At 71.0% G+C, this 24,447-nt stretch carries 17 protein-coding genes; 12 read left to right on the top strand and 5 right to left on the bottom strand.

Annotated elements, in window-relative coordinates:
• Nucleotides 1-70: 70 nt before the first annotated feature.
• Nucleotides 71-1,978, bottom strand: coding sequence for a translational GTPase TypA (gene typA / locus ACIQNU_RS12835; RefSeq protein WP_401365063.1), 1,908 nt, complete (start codon nucleotides 1,976-1,978; stop codon nucleotides 71-73).
• A 363-nt stretch (nucleotides 1,979-2,341) separates the two neighbouring features.
• Nucleotides 2,342-4,744: an ABC transporter substrate-binding protein gene (locus ACIQNU_RS12830; RefSeq protein WP_401365623.1), complete on the bottom strand. Its 2,403-nt coding sequence runs from the start codon at nucleotides 4,742-4,744 to the stop codon at nucleotides 2,342-2,344.
• Nucleotides 4,745-6,664: 1,920 nt separating this feature from the next.
• Between ACIQNU_RS12830 and ACIQNU_RS12825 the strand changes: the two genes are divergently transcribed.
• Genes ACIQNU_RS12825 through ACIQNU_RS12810 form a run of 4 tightly spaced genes read left to right on the top strand, consistent with a single transcriptional unit; the run spans nucleotide 6,665 to nucleotide 10,631 of the window.
• Nucleotides 6,665-6,955, top strand: coding sequence for a hypothetical protein (locus tag ACIQNU_RS12825; RefSeq protein WP_401365060.1), 291 nt, complete (start codon nucleotides 6,665-6,667; stop codon nucleotides 6,953-6,955).
• Between the two features lie 45 nt (nucleotides 6,956-7,000).
• The gene (locus tag ACIQNU_RS12820) at nucleotides 7,001-7,822 is read left to right on the top strand and encodes a hypothetical protein (protein WP_401365057.1); all 822 of its coding nucleotides are present in this window, start codon (nucleotides 7,001-7,003) and stop codon (nucleotides 7,820-7,822) included.
• Nucleotides 7,822-9,804, top strand: coding sequence for a fumarate reductase/succinate dehydrogenase flavoprotein subunit (locus ACIQNU_RS12815; protein WP_401365055.1), 1,983 nt, complete (start codon nucleotides 7,822-7,824; stop codon nucleotides 9,802-9,804). The genes ACIQNU_RS12820 and ACIQNU_RS12815 overlap by 1 nt, the downstream gene beginning before the upstream one ends.
• Nucleotides 9,801-10,631: a succinate dehydrogenase/fumarate reductase iron-sulfur subunit gene (locus ACIQNU_RS12810; RefSeq protein WP_401365053.1), complete on the top strand. Its 831-nt coding sequence runs from the start codon at nucleotides 9,801-9,803 to the stop codon at nucleotides 10,629-10,631. The genes ACIQNU_RS12815 and ACIQNU_RS12810 overlap by 4 nt, the downstream gene beginning before the upstream one ends.
• Nucleotides 10,632-10,634: 3 nt before the next feature.
• On the opposite strand, the gene ACIQNU_RS12805 is transcribed toward ACIQNU_RS12810, so the two are convergent.
• Entirely contained in the window at nucleotides 10,635-10,967 is a 333-nt protein-coding gene (locus ACIQNU_RS12805; protein WP_401365051.1) for a hypothetical protein, read from the bottom strand.
• Between the two features lie 191 nt (nucleotides 10,968-11,158).
• Between ACIQNU_RS12805 and ACIQNU_RS12800 the strand changes: the two genes are divergently transcribed.
• Nucleotides 11,159-12,274, top strand: coding sequence for a LacI family DNA-binding transcriptional regulator (locus ACIQNU_RS12800; RefSeq protein WP_401365621.1), 1,116 nt, complete (start codon nucleotides 11,159-11,161; stop codon nucleotides 12,272-12,274).
• Nucleotides 12,275-12,350: 76 nt separating this feature from the next.
• Here ACIQNU_RS12800 and ACIQNU_RS12795 read toward each other — a convergent pair whose 3' ends face one another.
• Entirely contained in the window at nucleotides 12,351-13,412 is a 1,062-nt protein-coding gene (locus ACIQNU_RS12795) for an acetylxylan esterase (protein ID WP_401365048.1), read from the bottom strand.
• 380 nt (nucleotides 13,413-13,792) lie between these two features.
• Here ACIQNU_RS12795 and ACIQNU_RS12790 point away from each other — a divergent pair, with 380 nt between their 5' ends.
• From ACIQNU_RS12790 to ACIQNU_RS12770, 5 genes are all read left to right on the top strand, one after another.
• The gene (locus tag ACIQNU_RS12790) at nucleotides 13,793-15,046 is read left to right on the top strand and encodes a sugar ABC transporter substrate-binding protein (RefSeq protein WP_401365046.1); all 1,254 of its coding nucleotides are present in this window, start codon (nucleotides 13,793-13,795) and stop codon (nucleotides 15,044-15,046) included.
• Between the two features lie 5 nt (nucleotides 15,047-15,051).
• On the top strand, nucleotides 15,052-16,071 hold the full coding sequence (locus tag ACIQNU_RS12785; protein ID WP_401365043.1) for a carbohydrate ABC transporter permease: 1,020 nt from the start codon (nucleotides 15,052-15,054) through the stop codon (nucleotides 16,069-16,071).
• On the top strand, nucleotides 16,068-16,985 hold the full coding sequence (locus ACIQNU_RS12780) for a carbohydrate ABC transporter permease (protein ID WP_401365040.1): 918 nt from the start codon (nucleotides 16,068-16,070) through the stop codon (nucleotides 16,983-16,985). The genes ACIQNU_RS12785 and ACIQNU_RS12780 overlap by 4 nt, the downstream gene beginning before the upstream one ends.
• Before the next feature lie 66 nt (nucleotides 16,986-17,051).
• On the top strand, nucleotides 17,052-18,251 hold the full coding sequence (locus tag ACIQNU_RS12775; RefSeq protein WP_401365037.1) for a glycoside hydrolase family 1 protein: 1,200 nt from the start codon (nucleotides 17,052-17,054) through the stop codon (nucleotides 18,249-18,251).
• A 291-nt stretch (nucleotides 18,252-18,542) separates the two neighbouring features.
• Nucleotides 18,543-20,006, top strand: coding sequence for a glucoamylase family protein (locus ACIQNU_RS12770; RefSeq protein ID WP_401365619.1), 1,464 nt, complete (start codon nucleotides 18,543-18,545; stop codon nucleotides 20,004-20,006).
• Nucleotides 20,007-20,072: 66 nt separating this feature from the next.
• Here ACIQNU_RS12770 and ACIQNU_RS12765 read toward each other — a convergent pair whose 3' ends face one another.
• On the bottom strand, nucleotides 20,073-21,164 hold the full coding sequence (locus ACIQNU_RS12765) for a hypothetical protein (RefSeq protein ID WP_401365035.1): 1,092 nt from the start codon (nucleotides 21,162-21,164) through the stop codon (nucleotides 20,073-20,075).
• Between the two features lie 146 nt (nucleotides 21,165-21,310).
• Here ACIQNU_RS12765 and ACIQNU_RS12760 point away from each other — a divergent pair, with 146 nt between their 5' ends.
• Nucleotides 21,311-23,557, top strand: a complete 2,247-nt coding sequence (locus ACIQNU_RS12760) for a TPM domain-containing protein (RefSeq protein ID WP_401365032.1) — start codon at nucleotides 21,311-21,313, stop codon at nucleotides 23,555-23,557.
• 134 nt (nucleotides 23,558-23,691) lie between these two features.
• On the top strand, nucleotides 23,692-24,408 hold the full coding sequence (locus ACIQNU_RS12755) for a PspA/IM30 family protein (protein ID WP_401365030.1): 717 nt from the start codon (nucleotides 23,692-23,694) through the stop codon (nucleotides 24,406-24,408).
• Nucleotides 24,409-24,447: the final 39 nt, after the last annotated feature.

Below are 24,447 nucleotides of genomic sequence, written 5' to 3'. Positions count from 1 at the left end.
GTGCCCGGGTCACCCCCGAAGGGGCGACCCGGGCAGACTTGACGGACCATCAGCCGCTGTCCGTCGTGTTTCAGCCGTGCTTCGCGCGCGACGCCGCACGGGCGCGCTCGCGGGCGTCCAGGTTCACCTTGCGGATCCGGACGGCCTCCGGGGTCACCTCGACGCACTCGTCGTCGCGGCAGAACTCCAGGGACTGCTCCAGGGAGAGCTTGCGCGGCGGCACGATCGCCTCGAACGAGTCGGCGGCGGCCGACCGCATGTTGGTGAGCTTCTTCTCCTTGGTGATGTTCACGTCCATGTCGTCGGCGCGCGAGTTCTCGCCGACGATCATGCCCTCGTACACCTCGGTGCCGGGGTCGGTGAACAGCACACCGCGCTCCTGGAGGTTCGTCATCGCGAACGCGGTGACGGCACCGGCGCGGTCGGCGACCAGCGAGCCGTTGTTGCGGGTCGTCAGCACACCGAACCACGGCTCGTGGCCCTCGTGGATGGAGTGGGCGATGCCCGTGCCGCGCGTACCGGTCAGGAACTCCGTACGGAAGCCGATGAGGCCGCGGGAGGGGACGACGAACTCCAGGCGGACCCAGCCCGAACCGTGGTTGGACATGTTGTCCATCCGGCCCTTACGGACGCCCATGAGCTGCGTGACCGCGCCCATGTGCTCCTCGGGTACGTCGATCGTCATGCGCTCGACCGGCTCGTGCACCTTGCCGTCGATGATCTGGGTGACGACCTGCGGCTTGCCGATGGTCAGCTCGAAGCCCTCACGGCGCATCTGCTCGACCAGGATGGCCAGCGCCAGCTCACCGCGGCCCTGCACCTCCCAGGCGTCGGGGCGCTCGGTGTCGAGCACGCGCAGCGAGACGTTACCGACCAGCTCGCGGTCCAGACGGTCCTTGACCTGGCGGGCGGTGACCTTGCGGTCCTTGACCGCGCCCTTCGCGCTGGCCCCCTTGCCGGTGCCGCCTCGGCCGACCAGCGGCGAGGTGTTCGTACCGATCGTCATGGAGATCGCGGGCTCGTCGACCGTGATCAGCGGCAGCGCGATCGGGTTCTCCGGGTCGGCGAGGGTCTCGCCGATCATGATGTCCGGGATGCCCGCGACCGCGCAGATGTCACCGGGGCCCGCGGACTCGGCCGGCTTGCGGGTGAGCGCCTCGGTCATCAGCAGCTCGCTGATCCGGACGTTCGACACGGTGCCGTCGCGCTTGATCCACGCGACGGTCTGGCCCTTCTTCAGCTCGCCCTGCTCGACACGGAGCAGCGCGATACGGCCGAGGAAGTTGTCCGCGTCGAGGTTGGTGACATGCGCCTGAAGGGGCGCCGTCTCCTCGTACGACGGGGCCGGGATGGTGTCCAGGATGGTGGAGAAGAACGGCTGGAGGCTGGTGCTGTCCGCCGGGACCGTGCCGTTCTCCGGCTTGGTCAGGGAGGCCACACCGTCGCGCGCGCACGCGTAGACGATGGGGAACTCGATCTGGTCCTCGTCGGCGTCCAGGTCCAGGAAGAGGTCGTACGTCTCGTTGACGACCTCGTCGATACGGGAGTCCGGGCGGTCCGTCTTGTTGATGCAGAGGATCACGGGCAGCCGGGCGTTCAGCGCCTTGCGCAGCACGAAACGGGTCTGCGGCAGGGGGCCCTCGGAGGCGTCCACGAGCAGCACGACACCGTCGACCATCGACAGACCGCGCTCGACCTCGCCGCCGAAGTCGGCGTGCCCGGGGGTGTCGATGATGTTGATCGTGACGACATCACCGCCGTCCTTCGGGTGGTACTTCACCGCCGTGTTCTTGGCGAGGATCGTGATGCCCTTCTCACGCTCCAGGTCGTTCGAGTCCATGACCCGGTCGTCGACCGACTCCAGCTGGTGGGCGGCGAACGCACCGGCCTGCTTGAGCATGGCGTCGACGAGGGTGGTCTTGCCGTGGTCGACGTGGGCGACGATGGCGACGTTACGGATGTCGTGGCGCGTGGCCATATTGCGGCGCTTCTCCCGGGATGAGTGGACGGCTGCGCGTACGACTGTCATACACGCGCCCTGCCGGGCTGGACACGCCACGGCCTCACCCCATCGTACGGGCCCCGGGTGACGGCGGCCTCCGGGGGCGGGCGGGCCCGCCCGGTCCGACGGCGTGAGCGTCGCCGCCGGACCGGGCACGCCCTGTGGGGGAGGGGGCGGGATCTGGGGGGAAACCGCAGGTCAGTGGTTGCGCATGACCTTGCCCGCGGGGTGGGTCCGCGGGCAAGGGATTTGAGCGAGTTCTGAGCTGCGGGTCACATGGTCCGGACCTTGACGGGGTCCTGGTGCGGATCTTGGTCCGGACCGGGCTGGTCCGGGCGACTACTTCTTCTCGCCCTTCTCACCCTTCTCGCCCTTGCCGCCCGGGTGGGCGTTGGCCTTCTTGAAGCCGATGTTCTCGTAGCGCGGGGTCTCGAAGCCGAAGGCGCCGGCGTTCACGAGGTTCGGCTTGACGGCCACGAGCTGCGGGCGCTGATAGAGAGGAATCGATCCTGCTGCTGCCCAGATCCGGGAGTCCGCCTTGCGGACCAGGTCCCGTGCCGTCTCCTCGTTCAGCTCGCCCATCGCCTGGTTGAAGAGCTGGTCGATGTGGTCGGTGCCGACGCGCGTGTAGTTCTGCTCGACGTTGAGCGAGCCGTCGGCGGCCGGTACCGGCTTGGCGTAGATGGGGCGGGCGTCGGTCGCCGGGTAGGCGCTGGCGGGCCACGAGTACAGGGCCATGTCGTACTGGCCGGACGCCACGTGGTCCTTGAAGTAGCTGTCGTCGGCGACCTTCGAGACCTCGGTACGGATGCCGATACGTTCCAGCATCTGCGAGATACGGTCACCGACCGCGCGCAGCGACTCGGAGCCGGGGCCCGACGGCAGGACGAAGCGGAGCGTCAGCGGCTTGCCGTCCTTGGCGAGCGGGCCCGCCGGGGCGCCCGCGCCCTGCGGGGCCGGGGACCCGCTCGGCGGCGCGGCGGTGCCCTTCGGCGCGTACGCGCCCTGAGCGCCGCCCTGCTGCTTGGCGCGGGCCTCCTTCTTGCCGACGTCGGAGTCGTCGAGGGTCGCCACGGTGACCGCCTGGCGCAGCAGGGCGATCTGCTGGCGGGCGGCGTAGGGGGCGGAGGCCGGGGCGAGGACGGAGGTGCTGCGGTAGAAGCCCTTGGCGTCGTCGGCGGGCGGCGCCGCGTCGTGCTTCGGCTCTGTGTGCCGGGGCTCGGTTCGCTGCCGCTCGGTGCGGCTGGGCTCCGTGCGGCTCGCGGGCTTCTGGTCGGTCTGGCCGACGATGTACGTGCCCTCGTCGGACCCGCTCGACTTCTCGTCGGTGGTGTCGCCCTCCTCCGACTCACTGCCGGCCGTCTTGGGCTTCTTCTCCTCCTTGATGGGCCCGCCCTTGATCCATCCGGCGTCGGTGAGGAGCGCCTGCGCCTCGGCGGTGTCCTGTCCGCCGAGCGCGCCGCTGCCGTCCGCGTACGCCTCCTGGCCCGACAGCGCGAGATGGCTGCCGACCGGCTTCACGGGCAGGCCGAGCGGCTTGAGGACGACGCGGGCGAGTTCCTGCCGGTCGATGGCGCGGGCCACGGCGCGGCGGACCCGTTCGTCGGCGAGGGGGCCCTCGGCGCCGTTGAGGGCGAGCTGGGTGTACGCGGGTTCGAGGGACTTGCGGACCACGTACTGACGCAGGCCCGCCTGCTCGTCGGCGTACCGCGCGATGGCCTTGCGGGTCTTGCGGCGCGCGGTCACCTCCTCGTCGGCGGCCTCCTCGTCGGAGCCGTACGCGACGGCCCACGAGCGCAGGGCCTGGGCCGGGGTGATCGCGGCGCCGGGGCCGTGGGTCAGGGCGCCCTGGCCGCCGTGGTCGCGGTCGGCGAGCGCGACGCGCTGGGCCTCGGACGGGTCGATGTCGGCGAGGTCGACCTTGCCGTCGGCGAGGGCGGCGGCCCGCTTGTTACGGGGCACGTCGCGCAGGACGACCTTGTCGAGCTTGGCGGGCGCGCCCCACCAGCGGGCGCTGCGCTGAAGCGTTACTTCACCGCCGTCCTTGTCGATCTTCTGGAGCGCGAAGGGTCCCGCGGACACCTTCAGCTTGTCCCGGGCACCGTCGTTGAAGTGGTCAGGGGTGCCCATGACATCCTTCGGGTACAGCGGCGAGAAGAGGGAGCGCCAGTCCGCGTAGGGCTTGGCGAAGGTGACGCGGACCTCCAGGTTGTTGGCGCCGCGCTCGATCTTCTCGATCCGGTCGTAGCCGGCGTTACGGGCGGTCCAGTACGCGTTGTCCTTGCCGGACAGGGCGCGCCACTGGGCGGTGAAGTCGTCGGCGCCGATTTCGCGGCCGTCGCTCCACACCGCCTGCTGGTTGAGCTTGTACAGGACGACCTGGCGGGGTTCGCGGGTGACGACCTTGGCGGACTCCAGGAAGTCGGCGTTGCGCTGGGGGCGGCCCTGCGCGTCGAGGCGGAACATCGACGGCAGGACGGCGCCCGCGATACGGGACGTCGTGGCGTCGGCGTCGGCCTGGAACGTGTTGAGCGTCTCGGGGACGGAGTCCACCGCCCAGTTGAGGGTGCCGCCGTCCGAGACCTGGTCGCGCGCGGTCGGCGCGATGTCCTGGCCGGCGGCCGGGGTGCCCGACTCGTCGCCGGAGCTGCACGCCGCGAGCGTCGTGACGGTGAGTACGCCGGTGGTGAGGAAGGCGACGGAGCGCATCACCGAGCGCAGTCTGAGGCCGTCGTGGGACATCGCTGCTACCTCCGGGTGGGCCTTGGCCGGATTGATCACGTATGGCGGTATATGGAGCTGATCACATCTATGGCCATGGGGAGGGGTGGCGTGTCGCCGACACGCTCCGTTGGGGGTGGAACCCCACCCGTGCGGCGCAACAGGGGGGGTGTTGCCCGCCCGCCCACCCGTGCGGATCCGTGGGCGGGTGCGGGTCCATCCACAACCCACGCAGGAGCCTGCGGCTCGCTGACCGGGTGCGGCGACCCCACCCGCACCACCCGTGCGGGAGCGTGGCCAGGTGCGGGTGGCCCCTCACGGGGTGACCCACCGTCGGCGGCTGCGGGCCCCGTACCCGGGGTGGTGACCCCACCCGCACCACCCGTGCGGGAGCGAGGACACGTGCGGGTGGCCCCTCACGGGGTGACCCACCGCCGGCGGCTGCGGGCCCGCGACCGTGTCGTGACCCCACCCGCACCACCCGTGCAGGAGCGTGGTCCCGTGCGGGTGGCCCTTTCCGGGGTGACCCGCCGCCGGCGGCTGCGCGTCCGTGGACGCGCCGTGACCCGACACCCGCACGACCCGTGCAGGAGCGCGGCCAGGTGCGGGAGCCCCCTCACGGGGCGACCCACCGCAGGCGACCACGCGCCCGCGGACGCGCCGCAACCCCACACCCACACCACCCCCGCAGGAGCACGGTCAGCTGTCGGCGCCCCTCACGGGGTAACCCGCCACCGGCGACCTCGCGCCCGTCGCCGTGCCGCAACCTCACACCCGCACGACCCGTGCAGGATTCATCGTCAGGTGCGGGAGGCCCCTCACGGAGTGACCCACCGCCGGCGGCTGCGGGCCCGTGGACTGCCGTAACCCCACACCCACACCACCCCCGCAGGAGCACAGTCAGCTGCCGGCGACCCTCACGGGGTAACCCGCCACCAGCGACCTCGCGCCCGTCGACTCGCCGCAACCCCACACCCACACCACCCCCGCAGGAGCACAGTCAGCTGCGGGACGTCCCTTCCGGGGTGACCCGCCGTCGGCGACTGCGGGCGCGTCGGGGCGGCGGAAGCCCCCACCAGCCGCCCCGGAAGGCTTCCCGGCCACGCATCCGGGTGGGCGCGGACAGCCGGGCCAAAAGGGGTGCGGGTCGGTGGGTCGAAGCCTTGGGCCGGAGAAGGCGGGAAAGCTCCTCGGCCGGCACACCCGCCGAAGGACCCTCCCCTGGAGTGTCTCGGACCGATGACCCCACCCCGGAGTACCCCGAACCGAAGCAACCCCACCCCGAACACCCCGCCCCAAAGAGGCGCGTGGGCGGGAACAGCCTTCAGCCCGAGCACCCCGACACACGGCCCCTCCCAGGAGCACCCCGGGCCGAAGGAACCCCGCCCCGATCGCCCCGAACCAAAACAGGGCGCCAGGGCGGGGAATAGCCCTCGGCCCGAGCACCCCAACGCATAGCCCCACCCTGGAACACCCGAACCGAAGCAACCCCACCCACCCCGGAACACCGAACCAAATAGGGGCGGGTGGGCGGGAAAAAGTCTCGGGACCGGGGCTCCCCCTGCTCGTCAAGCTCCGCCCCGAAGCGCCCCGGACCTATCTGGGGCGGGTGGGCGGGGAGAAAACATCGGCCCGGGTACGCACCGCACCTGACTGGAACCCCCACCCCCCGGCACCCCGAAACCAATTGGGGCGGGTGGGCGGGGAGAAGAACTTCCCCCCAGACACCACCCCGCCGCAAAACCCCCACCCCAAAGCCCCCCGTACCGAAAAAGGGCGGGTGGGTGGGGATGAAGCTGCGGTCCGAAGTACCCCGCGCGTAGCCACCGGTCAGCCCTACGGCCAGTAATCCGTGCTGGCGTCTTCCCAAGCCCCGTGTGACGCGCGACACTCGCAGGCGCATGAACGTTGCCGCCGCAACCGCGGAAGTGAGGGCAAGTCATGGCCGTTCACGATGACCTGACGACAGTCCAGCGCTGCCTCGACGACCTGACCCGGTCCGTGGGCCGACTGGAACAGCAGGTGGGCACGGGCCTGGACATCCGAAGGGTCCGTACCGCAGCAGACCACCTGCGGGACAGCGTCGCCCTGCTGCGCGAGTCCACCGCGGCGGGGCAACCGGCCCCGCCCCGCCCCGACATGGTGCACATCCCCGACGCCCCGTACGACAGCTCCCTGTGGACGGACTCGGACGACGAGGGACTGGGCGCACGGGACCGGCACGCCCCCTGACCTGGGAGGCGTCGTCACCTTCCCGAACCGAGCGGAGTTCATTCGTTGGCCACTGGCACGGAACCCCATCCGAACCGCGGCGGCGTGCGCACGGGCACGCGCGCCGCCATCGACGCCCCGCATCTGCGAACCGACCGCTGGTGGCTGGCGCCCGCCGCGACCGCGGCCGGGCTGTTCGCCTTCATCGTCTACTCGACCTGGCGGGCCTTCGCGAACACGGACTACTACGCCGCCCCCTACGTCTCGCCCTTCTACTCGCCCTGCCTCGCGGAGAACTGCGAGCCGATGCGCTCAGGGCCCAACTGGGAGATATTCGGCGGCTGGTGGGGCCTCTCCCCCGCCCTGCTCATCCTGATCTTCCCGCTCGGCTTCCGGCTGACCTGCTACTACTACCGCAAGGCGTACTACCGCGGCTTCTGGGCATCGCCGCCCGCCTGCGCGGTGGCCGAGCCGCACAAGAAGTACTCCGGTGAGACCCGTTTCCCGCTGATCCTGCAGAACATCCACCGGTACTTCTTCTACGCCGCCCTGCTGGTCGCCTGCGTCCTCACCTACGACACCGTGCTCTCGTTCCGCGACGAGCACTACGCGTGGGGACACATGGGCGTAGGCACCCTGATCTTTCTCGCCAACATCACGCTGATCTGGGCGTACACCCTGTCCTGTCACTCCTGCCGGCACATCGTCGGCGGACGGCTCAAACACTTCTCGAAGCATCCGGTGCGCTATCGGCTGTGGGGCTGGGTCGGGAAGCTGAACGCCCGTCATATGCAGCTCGCCTGGGCCTCGTTGGTGAGCGTGGCACTCGCCGATTTCTATGTGTACCTGCTCGCCAGCGGCGTTTTCGACGATCCGAGGTTGTTCTGATGTCTCAGGTGGAACGGCAGCAGTGGGACGTCGTCGTGGTGGGGGCCGGCGGCGCCGGGCTGCGGGCCGCGATCGAGGCGCGCGCGCAGGGTCTGCGTACCGCTGTGATCTGCAAGTCACTGTTCGGCAAGGCACACACGGTGATGGCCGAGGGCGGTATCGCCGCGGCCATGGGCAATGTGAACTCGGGCGACGACTGGAAGGTCCACTTCCGCGACACCATGCGCGGCGGCAAGTTCCTCAACCAGTGGCGGATGGCCGAGCTGCACGCGCGCGAGGCGCCCGACCGGGTGTGGGAGCTGGAGACCTGGGGCGCCCTCTTCGACCGTACGAAGGACGGCCGGATCTCGCAGCGCAACTTCGGCGGCCACGAGTACCCGCGCCTCGCCCACGTCGGCGACCGCACAGGGCTTGAGCTGATCCGCACCCTCCAGCAGAAGATCGTCTCCCTCCAGCAGGAGGACGAGAAGGAGACCGGGGAGTTCGAGGGGCGGCTGAAGGTCTTCCAGGAGTGCACCGTCACGCGGGTGCTGAAGGACGAGGACGGGCGCGTCGCCGGGGTCTTCTGCTACGAGCGGGAGTCCGGGCGGTTCTTCGTCATCGAGGCGCCCGCCGTGGTCGTCGCGACCGGCGGGATCGGCAAGTCCTTCAAGGTGACGTCCAACTCGTGGGAGTACACGGGCGACGGGCACGCCCTCGCGCTGCTCGCCGGGGCGCCGCTGCTCAACATGGAGTTCGTGCAGTTCCATCCGACCGGCATGGTCTGGCCGCCGTCGGTGAAGGGCATCCTCGTCACCGAGTCGGTGCGCGGCGACGGCGGAGTGCTCCGGAACTCCGAGGGCAAGCGGTTCATGTTCGACTACATCCCCGACGTCTTCAAGGAGAAGTACGCCGAGTCGGAGGAGGAGGGCGACCGCTGGTACGAGGACCCGGACCACAACCGGCGCCCCCCTGAGCTGCTGCCGCGCGACGAGGTCGCGCGCGCCATCAACTCCGAGGTGAAGGCGGGCCGGGGCTCCCCGCACGGCGGCGTGTTCCTGGACGTGTCGACGCGGATGCCGGCGGAGGTGATCCGGCGCCGGCTGCCGTCCATGTACCACCAGTTCAAGGAGCTGGCGGATGTCGACATCACCGCCGAGCCGATGGAGGTCGGCCCGACCTGTCACTACGTGATGGGCGGGATCGCCGTCGATTCGGACACGGCGGCGGCCCGGGGCGTACCGGGCCTGTTCGCGGCCGGTGAGGTCGCGGGCGGAATGCACGGCTCCAACCGGCTCGGCGGCAACTCCCTGTCCGACTTGCTGGTCTTCGGGCGGCGGGCCGGGCTGCACGCGGCCCGGTATGCGGCCGAATTCACCGGTGACCGGCCGGTCGTGGACGACGGTCAGGTCGATGCCGCCGCCGCGGAGGCCCTGCGTCCGTTCTCCGCCGGGGAGTCCGGGGACGCCGGGGAGTCCGGGGAGTCCGGGGCGTCCGAGGCCGGAACAGGTGACGGACGGCCGGCCGAGAACCCGTACACCCTCCACCAGGAACTCCAGCAGACGATGAACGACCTGGTCGGAATCATCCGCCGCGAGGGCGAGATGGAACAGGCCCTGGAGAGACTCGCCGACCTGCGGGTACGGGCCCGCCGTGCGGGGGTCGAGGGGCACCGGCAGTTCAACCCCGGCTGGCACCTCGCCCTGGACCTGCGGAACATGCTCCTGGTCAGCGAATGCGTGGCGCGCGCCGCGCTGGAACGCACCGAGAGCCGGGGCGGGCACACCCGTGAGGACCGTCCCGGAATGGACCGTTCCTGGCGCCGCGTGAATCTGCTGTGCACGCTCACCGATCCGACGGGCGGCCTCGCGGCCACCGACCCGGTACGCGGCCAGATCGACCTGGTCCGCGTCGAGACCGAGCCCGTCCGGCCCGATCTGCTGGCTCTCTTCGAGAAGGAGGAGCTGGTCAAGTACCTCGCCGAAGAGGAGCTGTTCGAGTGACGACCTCCGCATCCACTCCCCCGTCCACCCCCGCATCCCCCTCCGCGTCCACCAGCTACGAGGCGCGCTTCCGGGTCTGGCGCGGTGATGTCGGCGGCGGCGGTCTGAAGGACTTCCGCGTCGAGGTGAACGAGGGCGAAGTCGTCCTCGACATCATCCACCGCCTCCAGGCAACCCAGGCCCCGGATCTCGCCGTGCGCTGGAACTGCAAGGCGGGCAAGTGCGGTTCGTGCAGCGCCGAGATCAACGGCCGTCCCCGGCTGCTCTGCATGACCCGGATGTCCGTGTTCTCACGCGACGAGACGATCACGGTGACCCCGCTGCGGGCCTTCCCGGTGGTACGGGACCTCGTCACCGACGTCGGCTTCAACTACACGAAGGCGCGCGAGGTGCCCGCCTTCGTACCGCCGCCCGAGCTGGCGCCCGGTGAGTACCGGATGCAGCAGGAGGACGTGGACCGGTCGCAGGAGTTCCGTAAGTGCATCGAGTGCTTCCTGTGCCAGGACACCTGCCATGTGGTGCGTGACCACGAGGAGAACAAGTCCGCCTTCGCCGGGCCCCGGTTCCTGATGCGGGTCGCGGAACTCGACATGCATCCGCTGGACGCGGCGGCGGAGTCGGGCCTCGACCGCAAGGCGACGGCCCAGGAGGAACACGGCCTGGGCTACTGCAACATCACCAAGTGCTGTACGGAGGTCTGCCCCGAGGGCATCAAGATCACGGACAACGCCCTGATCCCCCTGAAGGAACGGGCCGTGGACCGCAAGTACGACCCGTTGGTGTGGCTCGGCAACAAGATCCTGCGCCGGCCGTCGTCACCGTCCTGACCTTCATGAACCGCCGCGCCCTGGGACTCCTGGTTCCGGGGCGCGGTCGGCGGGGTCCAGCCGATACCCGAACGCCTGGACGACGCACCCGCCGACGATCAGGACATAGCCGATGAAGACGACAGGATCGCGCAGCGCATCGGACCGTCCCAGGAACACGGGGGTCGTCAGGGCCAGCGGGACCCCGATGCTCGTGATCAGCATCCCGTAACCCCACAGCCGGGGCCGCAGCACCCTGCGCCGTATCCAGGGCAGCACCCAGCCGGTCCGGACCGCCGCGACTCCCTCCGCCGCGGCGAGCACCGCGATCACCGCCATCGCCCATGCGAAAGCCACCAGCACGTTTCCCCACCCCTTGGTGTCCCTTGTCCCGCCCCGGCCTGCCGCCGCGTCCCGCCCCGGCGGCAGGGTCCCGCCTTGCTCCCCGTACGCGCACAAGCCTAGGGTGAATGCGCTTTCAGAGCGCCGATACGGCGCAATCGGTACGGACAGGGCAGGCGGTCGGTCGGGTGAGCACAGCCCCCACGGTGTACGACGTCGCCGAGCGGTCGGGCGTCTCCATCGCCACGGTGTCGCGGGTCTACCGCACGCCGGATTCGGTACGGCAGCAGACCCGGGACCGGGTACTCGCCGCCGCGCGGGAACTCGGCTATGTGCCGAGCGGGAACGCGCGGGGCCTGGCCAGCCGTTCCACGGGAGTGCTCGGGCTGTGTTTTCCGGACTACTCCGATCCGGACGCCGAGACGGAGGCCGGTGACTCCGACGACGACGATGCCGCGATGCTCTACTCCGACCAGATCATCCGCGGCATGGAGCGCGCGGCGCGCCGCCATGGGTACGCCCTGCTGATCGCCGCGTCCCTCAAGGGCGGCCCCGAGAGCCAGGTCGCCAAGGTCGCGGGCCGGGTCGACGGCTTCGCGGTGCTGGCACGGACCGTACCCACCGAGGATCTGGAGGTCATCTCGCGGCGGTTGCCCGTGGTGATGCTCGCCGGACCGCGCGAACCGCAGCAGCTCGACCATCTGGACCATATCGAGGTCGCCAACGAGGACGGTCAGCGCGAACTGACCCGGCATCTCATCGAGGACCACGGTCTGCGGCGGCTCGTCTTCGTGGGCAGCGCCGAGGACTCGCCCGACGTGGCGGCCCGGTTCCGGGGCTACCGCGCGGCGTGCCGGGCGGCCGGGCTCCCCGTACCGGACGCGCCCGATCTGCGGGCGCCGATGATGACGCAGGCGGAGGGCGCGCTTGCCACGGACGCCCTCCTCGACCGGGCGGCCGGGCGGGGCGATCCGCCCCCGCAGGGGATGCTCTTCGCGAACGACCAGATGGCCGTGGGCGCGCTGCACGCCCTGGAGCGGCGCGGGGTACGGGTGCCGGAGGACGTGGCCGTGACCGGCTTCGACGGCATCCCGCTGAGTCGGCTCGTCCGCCCGGCACTGACCACCGTGCGGCAGCCGATGCGGCGGATGGGTGAGGAGGCGGTGGATCTGCTGGTACGGCGGCTTGGCGGTGGCGGAGGCGGCGCGTCCGCCGGCGATTCGGGAGACGTCGGAGGCGCCGGGGACGTACGTCCCGGTGAGCCGGTGTCGTGGATGCTCCCGGTGACGGTGGCCCGCCGGGCGAGCTGCGGCTGCGGCTGACCTTCCGCCGGATCGGGGCGGGTCGGATCGGTTCGGATCGGTTCGGGGTGGGCGTGGGCGTGGGCGTGTGCGCGGGTCAGCCGAGGTGGCGGGCGAAGAAGTCCCGCCGGGCCGCCACCAACTCTCGGTACTCGTCCTCCGTACCGTCGTGTTCGAAGTGCCCCGCCGTGAGGACCCGCAGCTCCCGAGGCCCGGCGAGGGCGTTGTACACCGCGAACTGACCGGGCGGCGGCACGGCCGGATCGAACAGCGCGGGCGCGACCAGCGTCGGGGTCCGGAGCCGGGTCGCCGCGGTGGCCGCGTCGAAGTACCGCAGGACGTCCACGACCTCCGGGTGCGTACGGTGATGACGGCGCACGGACTCCCCGCTGCCGGTGCACGTCAGCGTCAGCCGCAGCGGATGGTTCCCGAAGGTCGGCACGGTCAACTGCGCCGCCGCGAACCGGTCGTCCCACGGGAGCGCGAGCGCCCCGAGGCCGCCTCCGAAACTCTCGCCGAGGTAGCCGATGCGGGGTCCGCCGGGCCGGTCGAGCGCCGGTACGAGGTCCAGGAGCGCCGACGCGGCACACCACAGGTCGGCCACACAGCCGCCGATGACGTACCGCTCGCGTGAGGCGATGCCGTGCAGGACGTGTCCGTCGGCGTCGCCGGGGATTGCGGGCCGGGTGCTGCGGGTGCCGAGTCCGCGCACGCAGGGCAGCAGCGCGGCGGCTCCCGGCAGCGGAAGCGGAAGGTCCCGTCCTGGCTCGCCGCGCCCTCCGTACCCGTGTCCGACCACGAACCCGTGCTCGACCGGCACCCCCTCGGCCGGCAGCACGAGCCACCCGCCGATCCGCTCCCCACCGACCGACCCGTACGCGACCGCGAACACCCGCGCCCCGTCCCACTCCCCCTCCGGCTCCCCCACGACGGGCGCGGTGTCGACCGCCCGCGCCTCCCGGTACCGGCCCTCCCAGAACCCGTCGAAGTCCCCGGGCGCGACGGGCGCGGGCACCCGGAGCAGGTCCGCGAGGGAGTACCCGTACGCGGGGTCGAAGGGGTACGGATGCGGGAACTGCGGGGCGGAGGGTACCGGCCGGGGTGACAGCGGCGGTACGGGATCGGGCAGCGGCGGTACGGGATCGGGCAGCGGCGACATGGCCCGGACCCTAACCCGGCGCCCGCCCGTACCCCCGTCCCGGCCGCCCCGGTCCAGGTGCGGAAGCCGCCCTCCGCCCAGGTGCGGAATCGGACACATTCACTTTCGGTCCGCACATATCCCGCCTAGCGTGCACAAGGGCCTCACCTGCACCGCGAGGGGATATTCCGGGGCGTCCGGGAGCGGGCCGCCATCGGTTTCCGGTCACGGTCCGGGCACCCCGGCACGTTACCGGAGTGTGACATGAACCCCCCTTGCGGTTTTCAAACGGGCTGCCGCAGAGTGATGTATGCGCTTACAGACAGCGCATACATCAGGAGCGCCAGGGATGGTTCAGGAATCCCCGGGGCCTCCGGTGACCGCTCAAGGAGGAGCCGTCCATGCCGTCCACGCATCGCGCCGCCAGAACCGCCTCGGCCGCCCTCGCACTCGCGACGGCTTTCGGAATCACGGCATGCGGAAGCTCGGCGGGTGAGGGAGTCGCCGCCGACAAGAAGCAGACCCTCACCGTCTGGGCCATGGGCGCCGAGGGCGAGAAGCTCGTGGACGTCGCGAAGGCGTACGAGAAGGCCCACGCGAACATCACCGTCAAGGTCACCCCGGTCGGCTGGGACGTCGCCCACCAGAAGCTGGTGTCGGCCGCCGCCGCGGGCACCCTGCCGGACATCGCGCAGATGGGCAGCACCTACCTCGGCGAGTTCGCGGACCTCGGCGTCCTGGAACCCGTCGACACCAAGACCTTCACCGAGAAGGACTTCTTCCCGGCGGCCTGGCAGGGCGGCGTGGTCGACGGCCAGGTCTACGGCGTCCCGTGGTACGTCGACACCCGCGTCCTCTACTACCGCACCGACCTCGCCAAGAAGGCCGGCATCGACAAGCCCCCGGCCACCTGGGCGGAGTTGCAGCAGGCAGCGACCGCCTACCAGGACAAGGCCGGCGCCAAGTGGGGCCTGTCCATCCAGCCGCGCGGCCTGGACACGGTCCAGAGCTTCTACCCCTTCCTGTTCTCGGCCGGCGGCGACATCGTCGACAAGGACGGCAAGGCCGTCTTCGACAGCCCGGCCGCGGTGAAGGCGCTCAAGGAGTACGGCACCTACTTCGACAAGGGCCTCGCCAAGAAGAGCGTCCAGCCCGGCTACGACGTGACCAAGGACTTCAACTCCGGTGACGTGCCGATGTTCTTCTCCGGCCCGTGGATCATGACGCTCCTCAAGGACAGCTACCCCGATCTCGAAGGCAAGTGGGCCGTCGCCAAGATCCCCGCCGACCAGGCGTCGGTGTCCTGGGCGGGCGGCTCCAGTCTGGTGATCTCCAAGGACAGCGAGCACAAGGCCGCCGCCGAGAAGTTCATCTCGTATCTGACGGACACCAAGGGTCAGTCGGACTGGTTCGAGCGGACCGCCGATCTGCCCGCCAACACCTCCGCGTGGGACTCCGGCAAACTCGCCGACAACCCGAACCTCCAGGTCTTCCGTGAGCAGATGGAGTCCTCCAGGACCACACCCACGCTCGCCGAGTGGACCGAGATCACCTCGAAGGTCGACGCGGCCATCGAGTCGGTGACGCAGGGCAAGGCATCCGCCGAGGACGCTGCCAAGAAGGCGCAGTCCGAGATCGAAAGCCTCGTGAAGTAGCCGCCATGAGCACCACGACCGGATCGGCCGCGCCGGACGCGGCCGGCGCTCGCCCCGGGCCGGGACACCCCGGCCCGGCGGGCGCCCCGCCCGTGCGCAAGGGCGCCGGGCCCGGTGGCAGGGGCGGCCGGGGCGGCAGGTCGCGGATGGGTGTGCAGAACCTGGCCGGCTGGCTGTTCTCCACCCCCTTCCTCGTCCTGTTCGCGGTCTTCATGGCCCTCCCGATCGCCGCGACGCTCCTGATGAGCTTCACCGACTTCGGGCTGCGCAACGTCACCAACCCGTTCGACGCCAACTTCATCGGCTTCGACAACTACACCAAGCTGTTCGGTGACGAGAAGTTCCTCAAGTCCCTCTTCAACACCGCCTACTTCGTGGTCGTCGGAGTCCCCCTCACCATCGTGCTCGGCCTCCTCGTCGCCGTCCTGCTCAACAACGGCATCGACCGCGCCCGCACCTTCTTCCGCATCGGCTTCTACGCCCCCGTCGTCACCAGCATCGTCGCCGTCGCCGTCGTCTGGCGCTTCGTCCTCGACCCGTCCGACGGACTGATCGCCGGACTCGCCTCCGAGATCGGCCTCACCTCGCCGGACTTCCTCGGCTCCGAGAAGCTGGCGATGCCCTCGCTGATCCTGATGGCCGTCTGGCGCAACCTCGGCACCGTCATGGTCCTGATCATCGCCGGACTCCAGGCCATCCCCACCGAGGTGCGGGAGGCGGCACGCCTGGACGGCGCCGGGATGTGGAGCGAGTTCCGTCGGATCACCGTGCCGCTGCTGCGGCCCACCCTGCTGTACGCCACCGTCATCACCACGATCGGCTACCTCAACGTCTTCGAGGAACCCTTCGTGATGACCCAGGGCGGCCCGTCCGACGCCACGCTGACCGTCTCGCTGAACATGTACCGCGAGGGCTTCAACTTCTTCCACATGGGCTACGCGAGCGCCATGGCGTACGTCCTCTTCGTGGTGATCATGGCCATCACGGTGCTCCAGCTCCGACTGCTGAAGGACAACACCCGATGAGCGCCGCACCCCGCATGGACGCGGCACGACCGTCCGCCGCCGCTCCCCCGCCCGCCACCGGCACCGGCACCGCCACCGGCGCCTCCGCACGGCGGGGCCCGCGCAGGGCACTCACGTATGTCCTGCTCTCGGTGGGTCTCCTGGTCATGGCGGCGCCCTTCCTGTGGATGGCGCTCTCGGCCTTCAAGACGACCGAGGAGCTGTCGGCCAGCCCGCCGGTCTGGCTGCCCACCGAGTGGACACTGGCCCACTTCTCGGAGCTGCTCGACCGCCTCGACCTGCCGCGCTACTTCCTCAACTCGCTGATCGTCGCGACCCTCGTCACCGTCTCCAATCTGGTCTTCTGCTCGATGCTCGGCTACGCCCTGGCCAAGCTGCGGTTCGCCGGCAAGAACAAGATCTTCGGGCTGGTGCTCGGCGCACTGATGGTGCCCGCGAACCTGATGCTGCTCCCGCTGTTCGTGCTGATGAGCCGACTGCGCCTGATCGACTCCTACGCCGGTCTGGTGCTGCCCTTCGCGGCCGGCGCCCTCGGGGTCTTCCTGATGCGGCAGTTCATGCAGTCGATCCCGGACGAGCTGCTCGAAGCGGCCCGGATGGACGGCGCCAGTGAGTGGTACATCTTCTGGCGCATCGTGATGCCGCTGGTCAAACCCGCCCTCGCGACGCTCACGATCATCACCTTCCTCGCCTCCTGGAACAACTTCGTCTGGCCGCTGATCGCGACCAACGACCCGGACAAATACACCCTTCCGGTGGCCCTCGCCACCTTCGCAACGGACCCCGTCCGGTCGGCGGGCTCCAACGGCATGCTGATGGCCGGGTCCTTCCTGATCGTCCTGCCGGTCCTGTTCGTCTTCGCCGTCCTGCAACGGCACTTCACCCAGGGCATCGCCACCGCCGGCATGAAATAGCCCCCCGCATCCGGGGCCGCCCGCCACCGCACCGGCGCGGCCCGCTTCCACCAGAAAGACTTGACGATGACGCACGCCCCGACACGGTTCCCCGACGGCTTTCTCTGGGGTGCCTCCACCGCTGCCCATCAGATCGAGGGCAACAACACCAACAGCGACTGGTGGCAGAAGGAGCACAGCGGTACCTCGCACGTCCAGGAGCCCAGTCTCGACGCCTGTGACAGCTACCACCGCTGGCCCGAGGACATGGACCTGCTCGCGGAACTCGGCTTCACGGACTACCGCTTCAGCATCGAGTGGGCCCGCATCGAACCGGCGCCCGGCCACTTCTCGCGCGCCGAACTCGCCCACTACCGGCGCATGGTCGACGGTGCGATCGAGCGCGGGCTGCGTCCCATGGTGACGCTGCACCACTTCACCGTCCCGCGCTGGTTCGAGGAGCGGGGCGGCTGGACCGCCGAGGGCGCCGTCGACCTCTTCACCCGGTACGTCGAGGCGACCGCGCCGGTCATCGCGGACGGGGTGCCCTATGTGTGCACCATCAACGAGCCGAACATGATCGCCGTGATGGCCGGGGCCGCGAAGGCGGGCGACATCGGCTTCCCGCCCGCCGGGCTGCCGACGCCCGACGAGGAGACGACGCGCTCCATCATCGACGCGCACCACGCGGCCGTGAAGGCCGTGAAGGGCATCAACTCCGCGATCAACGTGGGCTGGACGGTCGCCAACCAGGTGTACCAGGCGCTGCCCGGCGCCGACGAGGTCACCGCGGCCTACCGGCACCCGCGCGAGGACGTCTTCATCGAGGCCGCGCGCGGCGACGACTGGATCGGCGTCCAGTCCTACACCCGCACCCGGATCGGCGCGGACGGTCCGATCCCGGCGCCCGAGGACGCCGAGCGCACCCTGACCTCGTGGGAGTACTACCCGGCGGCCGTCGGGCACGCGCTGCGGCACACCGCCGAGGTCGTCGGTGACGTGCCCCTCGTGGTCACCGAGAACGGCATCGCGACCGCCGACGACAGCCGCCGCGTCGACTACCTGACGGGGGCGCTGCGCGAGGTCGCCGCCGCGCTGGAGGACGGCCTCGACATCCGCGGCTACCTGACCTGGAGCGCGCTCGACAACTACGAATGGGGCTCCTTCCGGCCGACCTTCGGGCTGATCGCCGTCGATCCGGTGACCTTCGCGCGGACCGCGAAGCCGTCCGCCGTCTGGCTCGGCGCGATGGGCCGCACCCGGGAGCTGCCCGGCGCCGGTTCCTGACCGGCCCGCACCCCCGCCACCAGTTCCGCCACCACCGACCCCCCCACCACCGATCCCCGGGGGCCGGCCGCTCCTGACGACGGCCGGCCCCCGGACCCTCACCCGGATCCATCCCCGAACGCACCACCTCCGGACGCACCGCCACCCACGCACCACTCCACACCGCCACCTCTCTCCAGGAGTTGGAACCGCATGGATCGCACCCGCACGGACCGCATCCGCACCGCCGGCACCCCCGCCGAAGGCGCGGACCCCACCGGCTCGGACCCCAGCGGCTCCGGCCGCTTCGGCCTGGACCGCCGCTCGTTCCTCACCGCCGCCGGAGCCGGGGCCGCCGCCCTGACCCTGGCCGCGGGCCCCGCATCGGCCGCCACTACCGGCTCCACCGGCCCGGGGGCCGCCACCGCTCGTTCCTCGTCGCGTACTGCCTCGTCGCTCGCTCATACCTCTGATACACCGCTGCTCCGAAAGTGGTTCCGCGATACGTTCCACTCGATCGAGGTATTGACAACCGACTTCGGGCTCACCGCCGACAAGGCCGACATCAGCCGCCCCGGCGCCCCGGTGCCCTCGCGGCAGACCTCGCCGACCAACATCGGCTGCGGCCTGTGGTCCACGGTCGCCGCGGCCGGACTGGGCGTGATCGGCCGCAGCGACATGCGCCGCCGGCTGTCCCGCACCGTCGCCGCCGTCGAGAAGCTGGAGCGGCACCACGGCTTCTGGCTCAACTGGTACGACGCGTACGACGGTTCGACGCTGACCACCTGGCCGGACAGCGGCGACCCGGTACGCCCCTTCCTGTCGTCCGTCGACAACGCGTGGCTGGTCACCGGGTTGCGGATCGCCGCCGACGCCGACCCCTCGCTGCGGCCCCGGATCGCCCGGCTGCTGGCCACCGCCGACTGGTCGTACTACTACACGCCGTACGACCCGGCGGACACGGCCCGCCACCCCGGGCAGCTGCGCGGCGGCTTCTGGACGGACACCGGCGAGCCCACCGGACACCACTACGGCGCCCTCAACACCGAGCCCCGGATGGCGAGTTACCTCGGCATCGCCGACGGCAGCCTGCCCGAGGAGCACTACTGGTGCATGTACCGCACGATGCTGCCGGAGTGGGAGCAGGAGCAGGTACCCGGCGGTGCGTACACGCAGGTCGGGCGGGTCCGGGTGTGGAACGGGCACTACAGCCACCGGGGCCATGACCTGGTGCCCACCTGGGGCGGCTCCATGTTCGAGGCGCTGATGGTGCCCTTGTTCGTGCCGGAGCCGGAGTGGTCCCCGCGCGCGTGGGGCACGACGCACGACCGCTATGTCCGCAGCCAGATCGAGCACGGGATGATCGAGGAGAAGTACGGGTACTGGGGTTTCTCTCCCGCGAACATCCCCGAGGGCGGCTACCGCGAGTACGGCGTCGACGCGATCGGTATGCAGGTCGACGGGTACAACTCGCTCGGCGTCGTCACCCCGCACGCTTCGTTCCTCGCGCTGCCCCACGCGCGCGGGGAGGCCATCGCCAACCTCAAGGCGCTGGAGCGGGACTTCGGCGCGTACCACGACGGGTACGGCTTCCGTGACTCGGTGAACGTCCGCACGGGCCGCGTCAGCGACTTCGTCCTCGCGCTCGACCAGGGCATGATCGCCGCCGCGCTCGCCCAGCAGCTCAGCCCCGGGCTGCTGCAACGTCCCTTCCGCACGGGCGGGTTCGCCTCACGGGTCCGGCCGATGCTCGGGAAGGAGCGTTTCAGCATCTGATACGGCACGGCCACGCGCGCGTACCGGGCCACTTCGACCGGCCGGCGTCACTTCGACCGGCCGGGGTCACCCCGACCAGTCGGCCCGGTACGCCGCCCAGTCCCGTTCCCGCGCCGCGAAGTCCACGTACAGGGCGACGCCGAAGCGTTCGCGGTCGCGGTCGGTGCGGGACAGGCCGAGGCGGACACCCCGTACGGCGGCGGCGACCGTCTCGGCGGAGCCACGGTGGCCGAAGGTGTCGTCGTAGTAGAACGGCAGCCCCATCAGGAGGTCCGTCGAGGCCGGTGTGACCTCCAGGGCGAGCGCCGTCTGCTGGGCGACGTAGCCGCCGTACAGGCTCTCCAGGGGCATCGCCGTGTCGTACGACATGACGGCGATCTGGTCGACGCGGCGGGCGACCTCGGCGAAGAAGGACTGGGACCACCACTTGGGGTGGTTGGCGAGGGCGCCCGTGACCGAGTGCAGGGACGGCAGCGGGTCGATCTGGTGGGCGGCGACGGACAGCGGCACGTCACGGCTCCGAGTCACCTCGCGCAGCCTGTCGAGGAGCCCGATGTAGTTCCGGTCACCGGAGTGCAGGGGCTCCAGGTCGAAGTGGGCGCCGTCGAATCCGACGTCGAGGATCTGCCGTGTCGAGCGGACGACGGCCGCCCGGGTAGCCGGGCGCTCCAGGCGCATGCCGTCCGGGGTCTCGGTGGCGAGTTTGTCGCCGAGCCACGCCTGGACGCGGACACCGGGCAGCGCGCGGTGGACCGCCTTCACGAACCAGTCGGCCCGTGGGTACAGCGTGGCGTCGAGGGTCCCGTCGTGCTCCAGGGGACCCGTGTGGACGTACAGGTCCCGGATTCCGGTGTCGCGTATGCGGGCGGCGAGCGCGGCGATGTCGTCGTCGCCTTTGCGGCCGTCGACCCAGGCGTGCCCGAGCCAGAAGGCGTCACGGCCCCGGGTCTGGGTGCCGGGCGCCGGATCGCCCGCGTAATTGACGCGCAGCGCGACTCCGGCGGCGAGCACGGGAACGACCACCACGAGCACCACCCCCAGGGCCACACACCGGGGCCACCGCCGGTCCCGCCAGACCGCGGCCCACAGAACGGCCCAGCCGCGCCGCAGCCTCCGTCCGACACCTCGGACAACACTCCGCGTCCGCCCCGACACCATGCGCCACCCACCCCCGTGAGGTCCCCGCCTACGTCCCGTGCAGCGTAAACACACCAGTAAACGCACCCGTAGACGCACCTGGTTCCCCACCAGCCCCACCCGGCGTCGGGTCGCGAGGGACCGTACCGCGCCATACCCTCCGAAATGTGACGTCCTCTCCGAGTCGAGCCCCGTCGCACATAGCCAGGCCGGTGGCCGCGCTGGCCCCGCTGGCCGTACTGGCAGCGCTGCTGTGGCTACTGCTCCCGCCCACCGTCGCCCAAGCCGCGCAGCCCACACCGGCCGTCACCAGCGCCGTCCGGCCCCTCCCGGCCGCCGCCCCCGCCGTCCAGCCCATCCCGCTGTCCCGCACCGGCCAGATCACCGACACGGTGGGCGCGCTCGGCGACCGCGAGGGCGCTGTCACGACCGCTCTGGACACGCTCGACCGCGACCACGGCGAACAATTGTTCGTCGCCTACGTCCGCGACTTCTCCGGCCAGTCCCCACAGAGCTGGGCCGACGCCACGGCCAACCGCAATGGCCTCGGCCTGAACGACGTCCTGCTCGCCGTCGCCACCCACGCGCGCCAGTACGCGTACTCGGTCGACCCGAACTCCCGGCTCACCGACGCCCAGCTCCATACCGTCGCGACGACCGCGATCGAGCCCGCGCTGCGGCAGAACGACTGGGCGGGCGCGGCGATCGGCGCGGCCAACGGCATGAACGCGACCTTCGCCGGGCTCCCGGTCACCACCCCGACGATCACCCCGGGACCCGCCGACCCCAACGGCAGCGGTGTCGGCAGCGGCGACCAGACCGGTCCGGGGGACCTGATCCTGCCGATCGTGGCGGTCGGCGGCGCCGGGGCCCTGGCGGCGTACGCGTACTCGCGGCGCAAGCGGCACGACGGCGGCGGGACGCGTACCGGCGGCGCCCACGGCGGCTGGGGCTCGGGCGGTGAGGGCCCCGGCGGGCAGCCCCCGCCCACCCCGCTGCCGGCGCTCGACAAGGAGGCGCGGCAGCGGCTCGTGGAGACCGACGACGCCGTCCGCACGAGTACGGAGGAAGTCGGCTTCGCCGCCGCCCAGTTCGGCGACGAGGCGGTACGCCCGTTCCAGGAGGCCCTGGCCTACGCGCAATCGGAGCTGACGGCCGCCTTCCGGCTGCGGCAGCAGCTCGACGACGCCTACCCCGAGGACGACCCGACGAAGCGGCGGATGCTGGACGAGATCATCGCCCGCTGCGCCGACGCCAACAGCCGCCTGGACGCCGAGACCGCGGACTTCGACCGGCTGCGCGCCCTGGAGCGGACGGCGCCCGAGGCCCTGGAGCGCGCACGGCAGGCGTACGCCCAGGTCGACGGCAGGACCGGCGCGGCGCAGGAAGCCCTCACCCGGCTCGCCCACACGTACGCACCGACCGCCGCGCTGCCCGTCGCGGGCCATGTGCAGCAGGCCAGGGACCGGCTGGTGTTCGCGTCGGCCGGCCTCGACCAGGCCCGGGACGCGATCGCGGCGGGCGACAACGGCAAGGCGGCGGTGTTCCTGCGGGCGTCCGAGGGCGCCGTCGACCAGGCGGGCACCTTCGTGGACGCGATCGAGCGGCTGGCCGGTGAACTCGCCGCCGCCGACGCCAAACTGCCCGGCGCGCTCACCGAGACCGAGACCGACCTCGCGGACGCCCGGGGCATGCTCGACGGCACCGTCCCCGGCGTGTCCACGGCGGATCTGCGGGGCCGTATCGCGCGCGCCGACGCGGTCATGGCCGAGGTGCACCGGGAGATGGCGGCGGGCCCCTACGACCCGATCGACGCGCTGCGCCGCCTGGAGGCCGCCGACGCCGCGCTCGACGAGTCACTGGCGGGCGCGCGCGCCCGCGAGGTCGCGGACAGCCGCGCCCGCTCGCTCCTCGACCAGGCCATGCTCACGGCCCGCAGCGGGGTCTCGGCGGCCACCGACTTCGTCACGACGCACCGCGGCGCCGTCGGCAGCGAGGCCCGCACCCGGCTGACCGAGGCGCAGCGGCACCTCGCGCGCGCGGAACAGCTCGCGGCGTCCGGTCCGACGTCCGGAGGCGACCCGTCCGGCGCGCTCGCCGAGGCCCAGCAGGCCGACGCCATGGCCCGGCAGGCACGGCAGTACGCGGAGCGGGACGTGCGGTCGTACGGGAATCCGTACGGGGGTTCCGTGGGCGGCGGTGTCGGCGGTATCGGCGGGCGGGCCGGTGGCGGGATGGGCGGTGCCGTGCTCGGCGGGATCATCCTCGGCGAAATCCTTGGCGGGATGGGCGGCCGGGGCCGGGGGCGGGGCGGTTTCGGAGGCGGCGGATTCGGCGGCGGCTTCGGGGGCGGCCCCGGGAGCTTCGGCGGGGGCGGGACGCGGGGGCGGCGAGGCGGAGGTGGCCGCTTCTGAGATCAGCACTTGTCCGAGACCACCACGTGTCCGAGATCAGCACTTGCCCGAGATCGGCACTTATACGGAATTTATCGCAGGTGTACGGAACTCCCCACGCCTGTCCGGCCGTTCACCATCCGAGGAGCCAGACCATGACCAGCAAGCAGACCATCATCGGCCGTGTCGCCCAACTCGCGAAGGCCAACATCAACGCACTCATCGACCAGGCCGAGGATCCGCAGAAGATGCTCGACCAGCTCATCCGTGACTACACGAACAACATCAGGGAGGCCGAGGACGCGGTGTCGACGACGATCGGCAATCTGCGGATGCTGGAGCAGGACCACCGCGAGGACGTGGACGCGGCGGCCGAGTGGGGAGCGAAGGCGCTGGCCGCGAGCAAGAAGGCGGACGAACTGCGCAGGTCCGGCGACGCCGCCGAGGCGGACACCTTCGACAACCTCGCGAAGGTCGCCCTGCAAAGGCAGTTGCAGTCGGAGCGCGAGGCGAGGGAAGCGGAGCCGACGATCGCCACACAGACGGAGGTAGTGGACAAGCTCAAGTCGGGGCTGACCCAGATGAAGGAGAAGCTGATACAGCTCCAGTCGAAGCGGGACCAGTTGATAGCCCGCTCCAAGACGGCCCAGGCGCAGAACCAGATGATGGACGCCGCCAAGAACATCAACGTCCTGGACCCGACAAGCGAGTTGAACCGGTTCGAGGAGAAGGTACGCAGGGAGGAGGCGAAGGCCGTGGGAAAGCAGGAACTCGCCGCTTCGTCGCTGGACGCGCAGTTCGAGAAGCTGGACAGCCTGGGGGACTCGGCGGAGATAGAGGCGCGCCTCGCGGCGCTCAAGTCCCCCGCGTGACCGCGTGACTGCGTGACTGCGTGACTGCGTGACCGTACG

The sequence above is a fragment of the Streptomyces sp. NPDC091292 genome (assembly GCF_044757265.1).
Taxonomy (GTDB): domain Bacteria; phylum Actinomycetota; class Actinomycetes; order Streptomycetales; family Streptomycetaceae; genus Streptomyces.
This window is presented reverse-complemented; position numbering and strand designations above follow the sequence as displayed.

What these genes read in the sequence shown, in the direction of transcription:
- typA (WP_401365063.1), bottom strand. Translation starts at nt 1,978, where the DNA reads ATGGCCACGCGCCACGACATCCGTAACGTCGCCATCGTCGCCCACGTC.
- ACIQNU_RS12765 (WP_401365035.1), bottom strand. Translation starts at nt 21,164, where the DNA reads ATGGTGTCGGGGCGGACGCGGAGTGTTGTCCGAGGTGTCGGACGGAGG.
- ACIQNU_RS12790 (WP_401365046.1), top strand. Translation starts at nt 13,793, where the DNA reads ATGCCGTCCACGCATCGCGCCGCCAGAACCGCCTCGGCCGCCCTCGCA.
- ACIQNU_RS12780 (WP_401365040.1), top strand. Translation starts at nt 16,068, where the DNA reads ATGAGCGCCGCACCCCGCATGGACGCGGCACGACCGTCCGCCGCCGCT.
- ACIQNU_RS12795 (WP_401365048.1), bottom strand. Translation starts at nt 13,412, where the DNA reads ATGTCGCCGCTGCCCGATCCCGTACCGCCGCTGCCCGATCCCGTACCG.
- ACIQNU_RS12815 (WP_401365055.1), top strand. Translation starts at nt 7,822, where the DNA reads ATGTCTCAGGTGGAACGGCAGCAGTGGGACGTCGTCGTGGTGGGGGCC.
- ACIQNU_RS12755 (WP_401365030.1), top strand. Translation starts at nt 23,692, where the DNA reads ATGACCAGCAAGCAGACCATCATCGGCCGTGTCGCCCAACTCGCGAAG.
- ACIQNU_RS12825 (WP_401365060.1), top strand. Translation starts at nt 6,665, where the DNA reads ATGGCCGTTCACGATGACCTGACGACAGTCCAGCGCTGCCTCGACGAC.
- ACIQNU_RS12785 (WP_401365043.1), top strand. Translation starts at nt 15,052, where the DNA reads ATGAGCACCACGACCGGATCGGCCGCGCCGGACGCGGCCGGCGCTCGC.
- ACIQNU_RS12775 (WP_401365037.1), top strand. Translation starts at nt 17,052, where the DNA reads ATGACGCACGCCCCGACACGGTTCCCCGACGGCTTTCTCTGGGGTGCC.
- ACIQNU_RS12830 (WP_401365623.1), bottom strand. Translation starts at nt 4,744, where the DNA reads ATGTCCCACGACGGCCTCAGACTGCGCTCGGTGATGCGCTCCGTCGCC.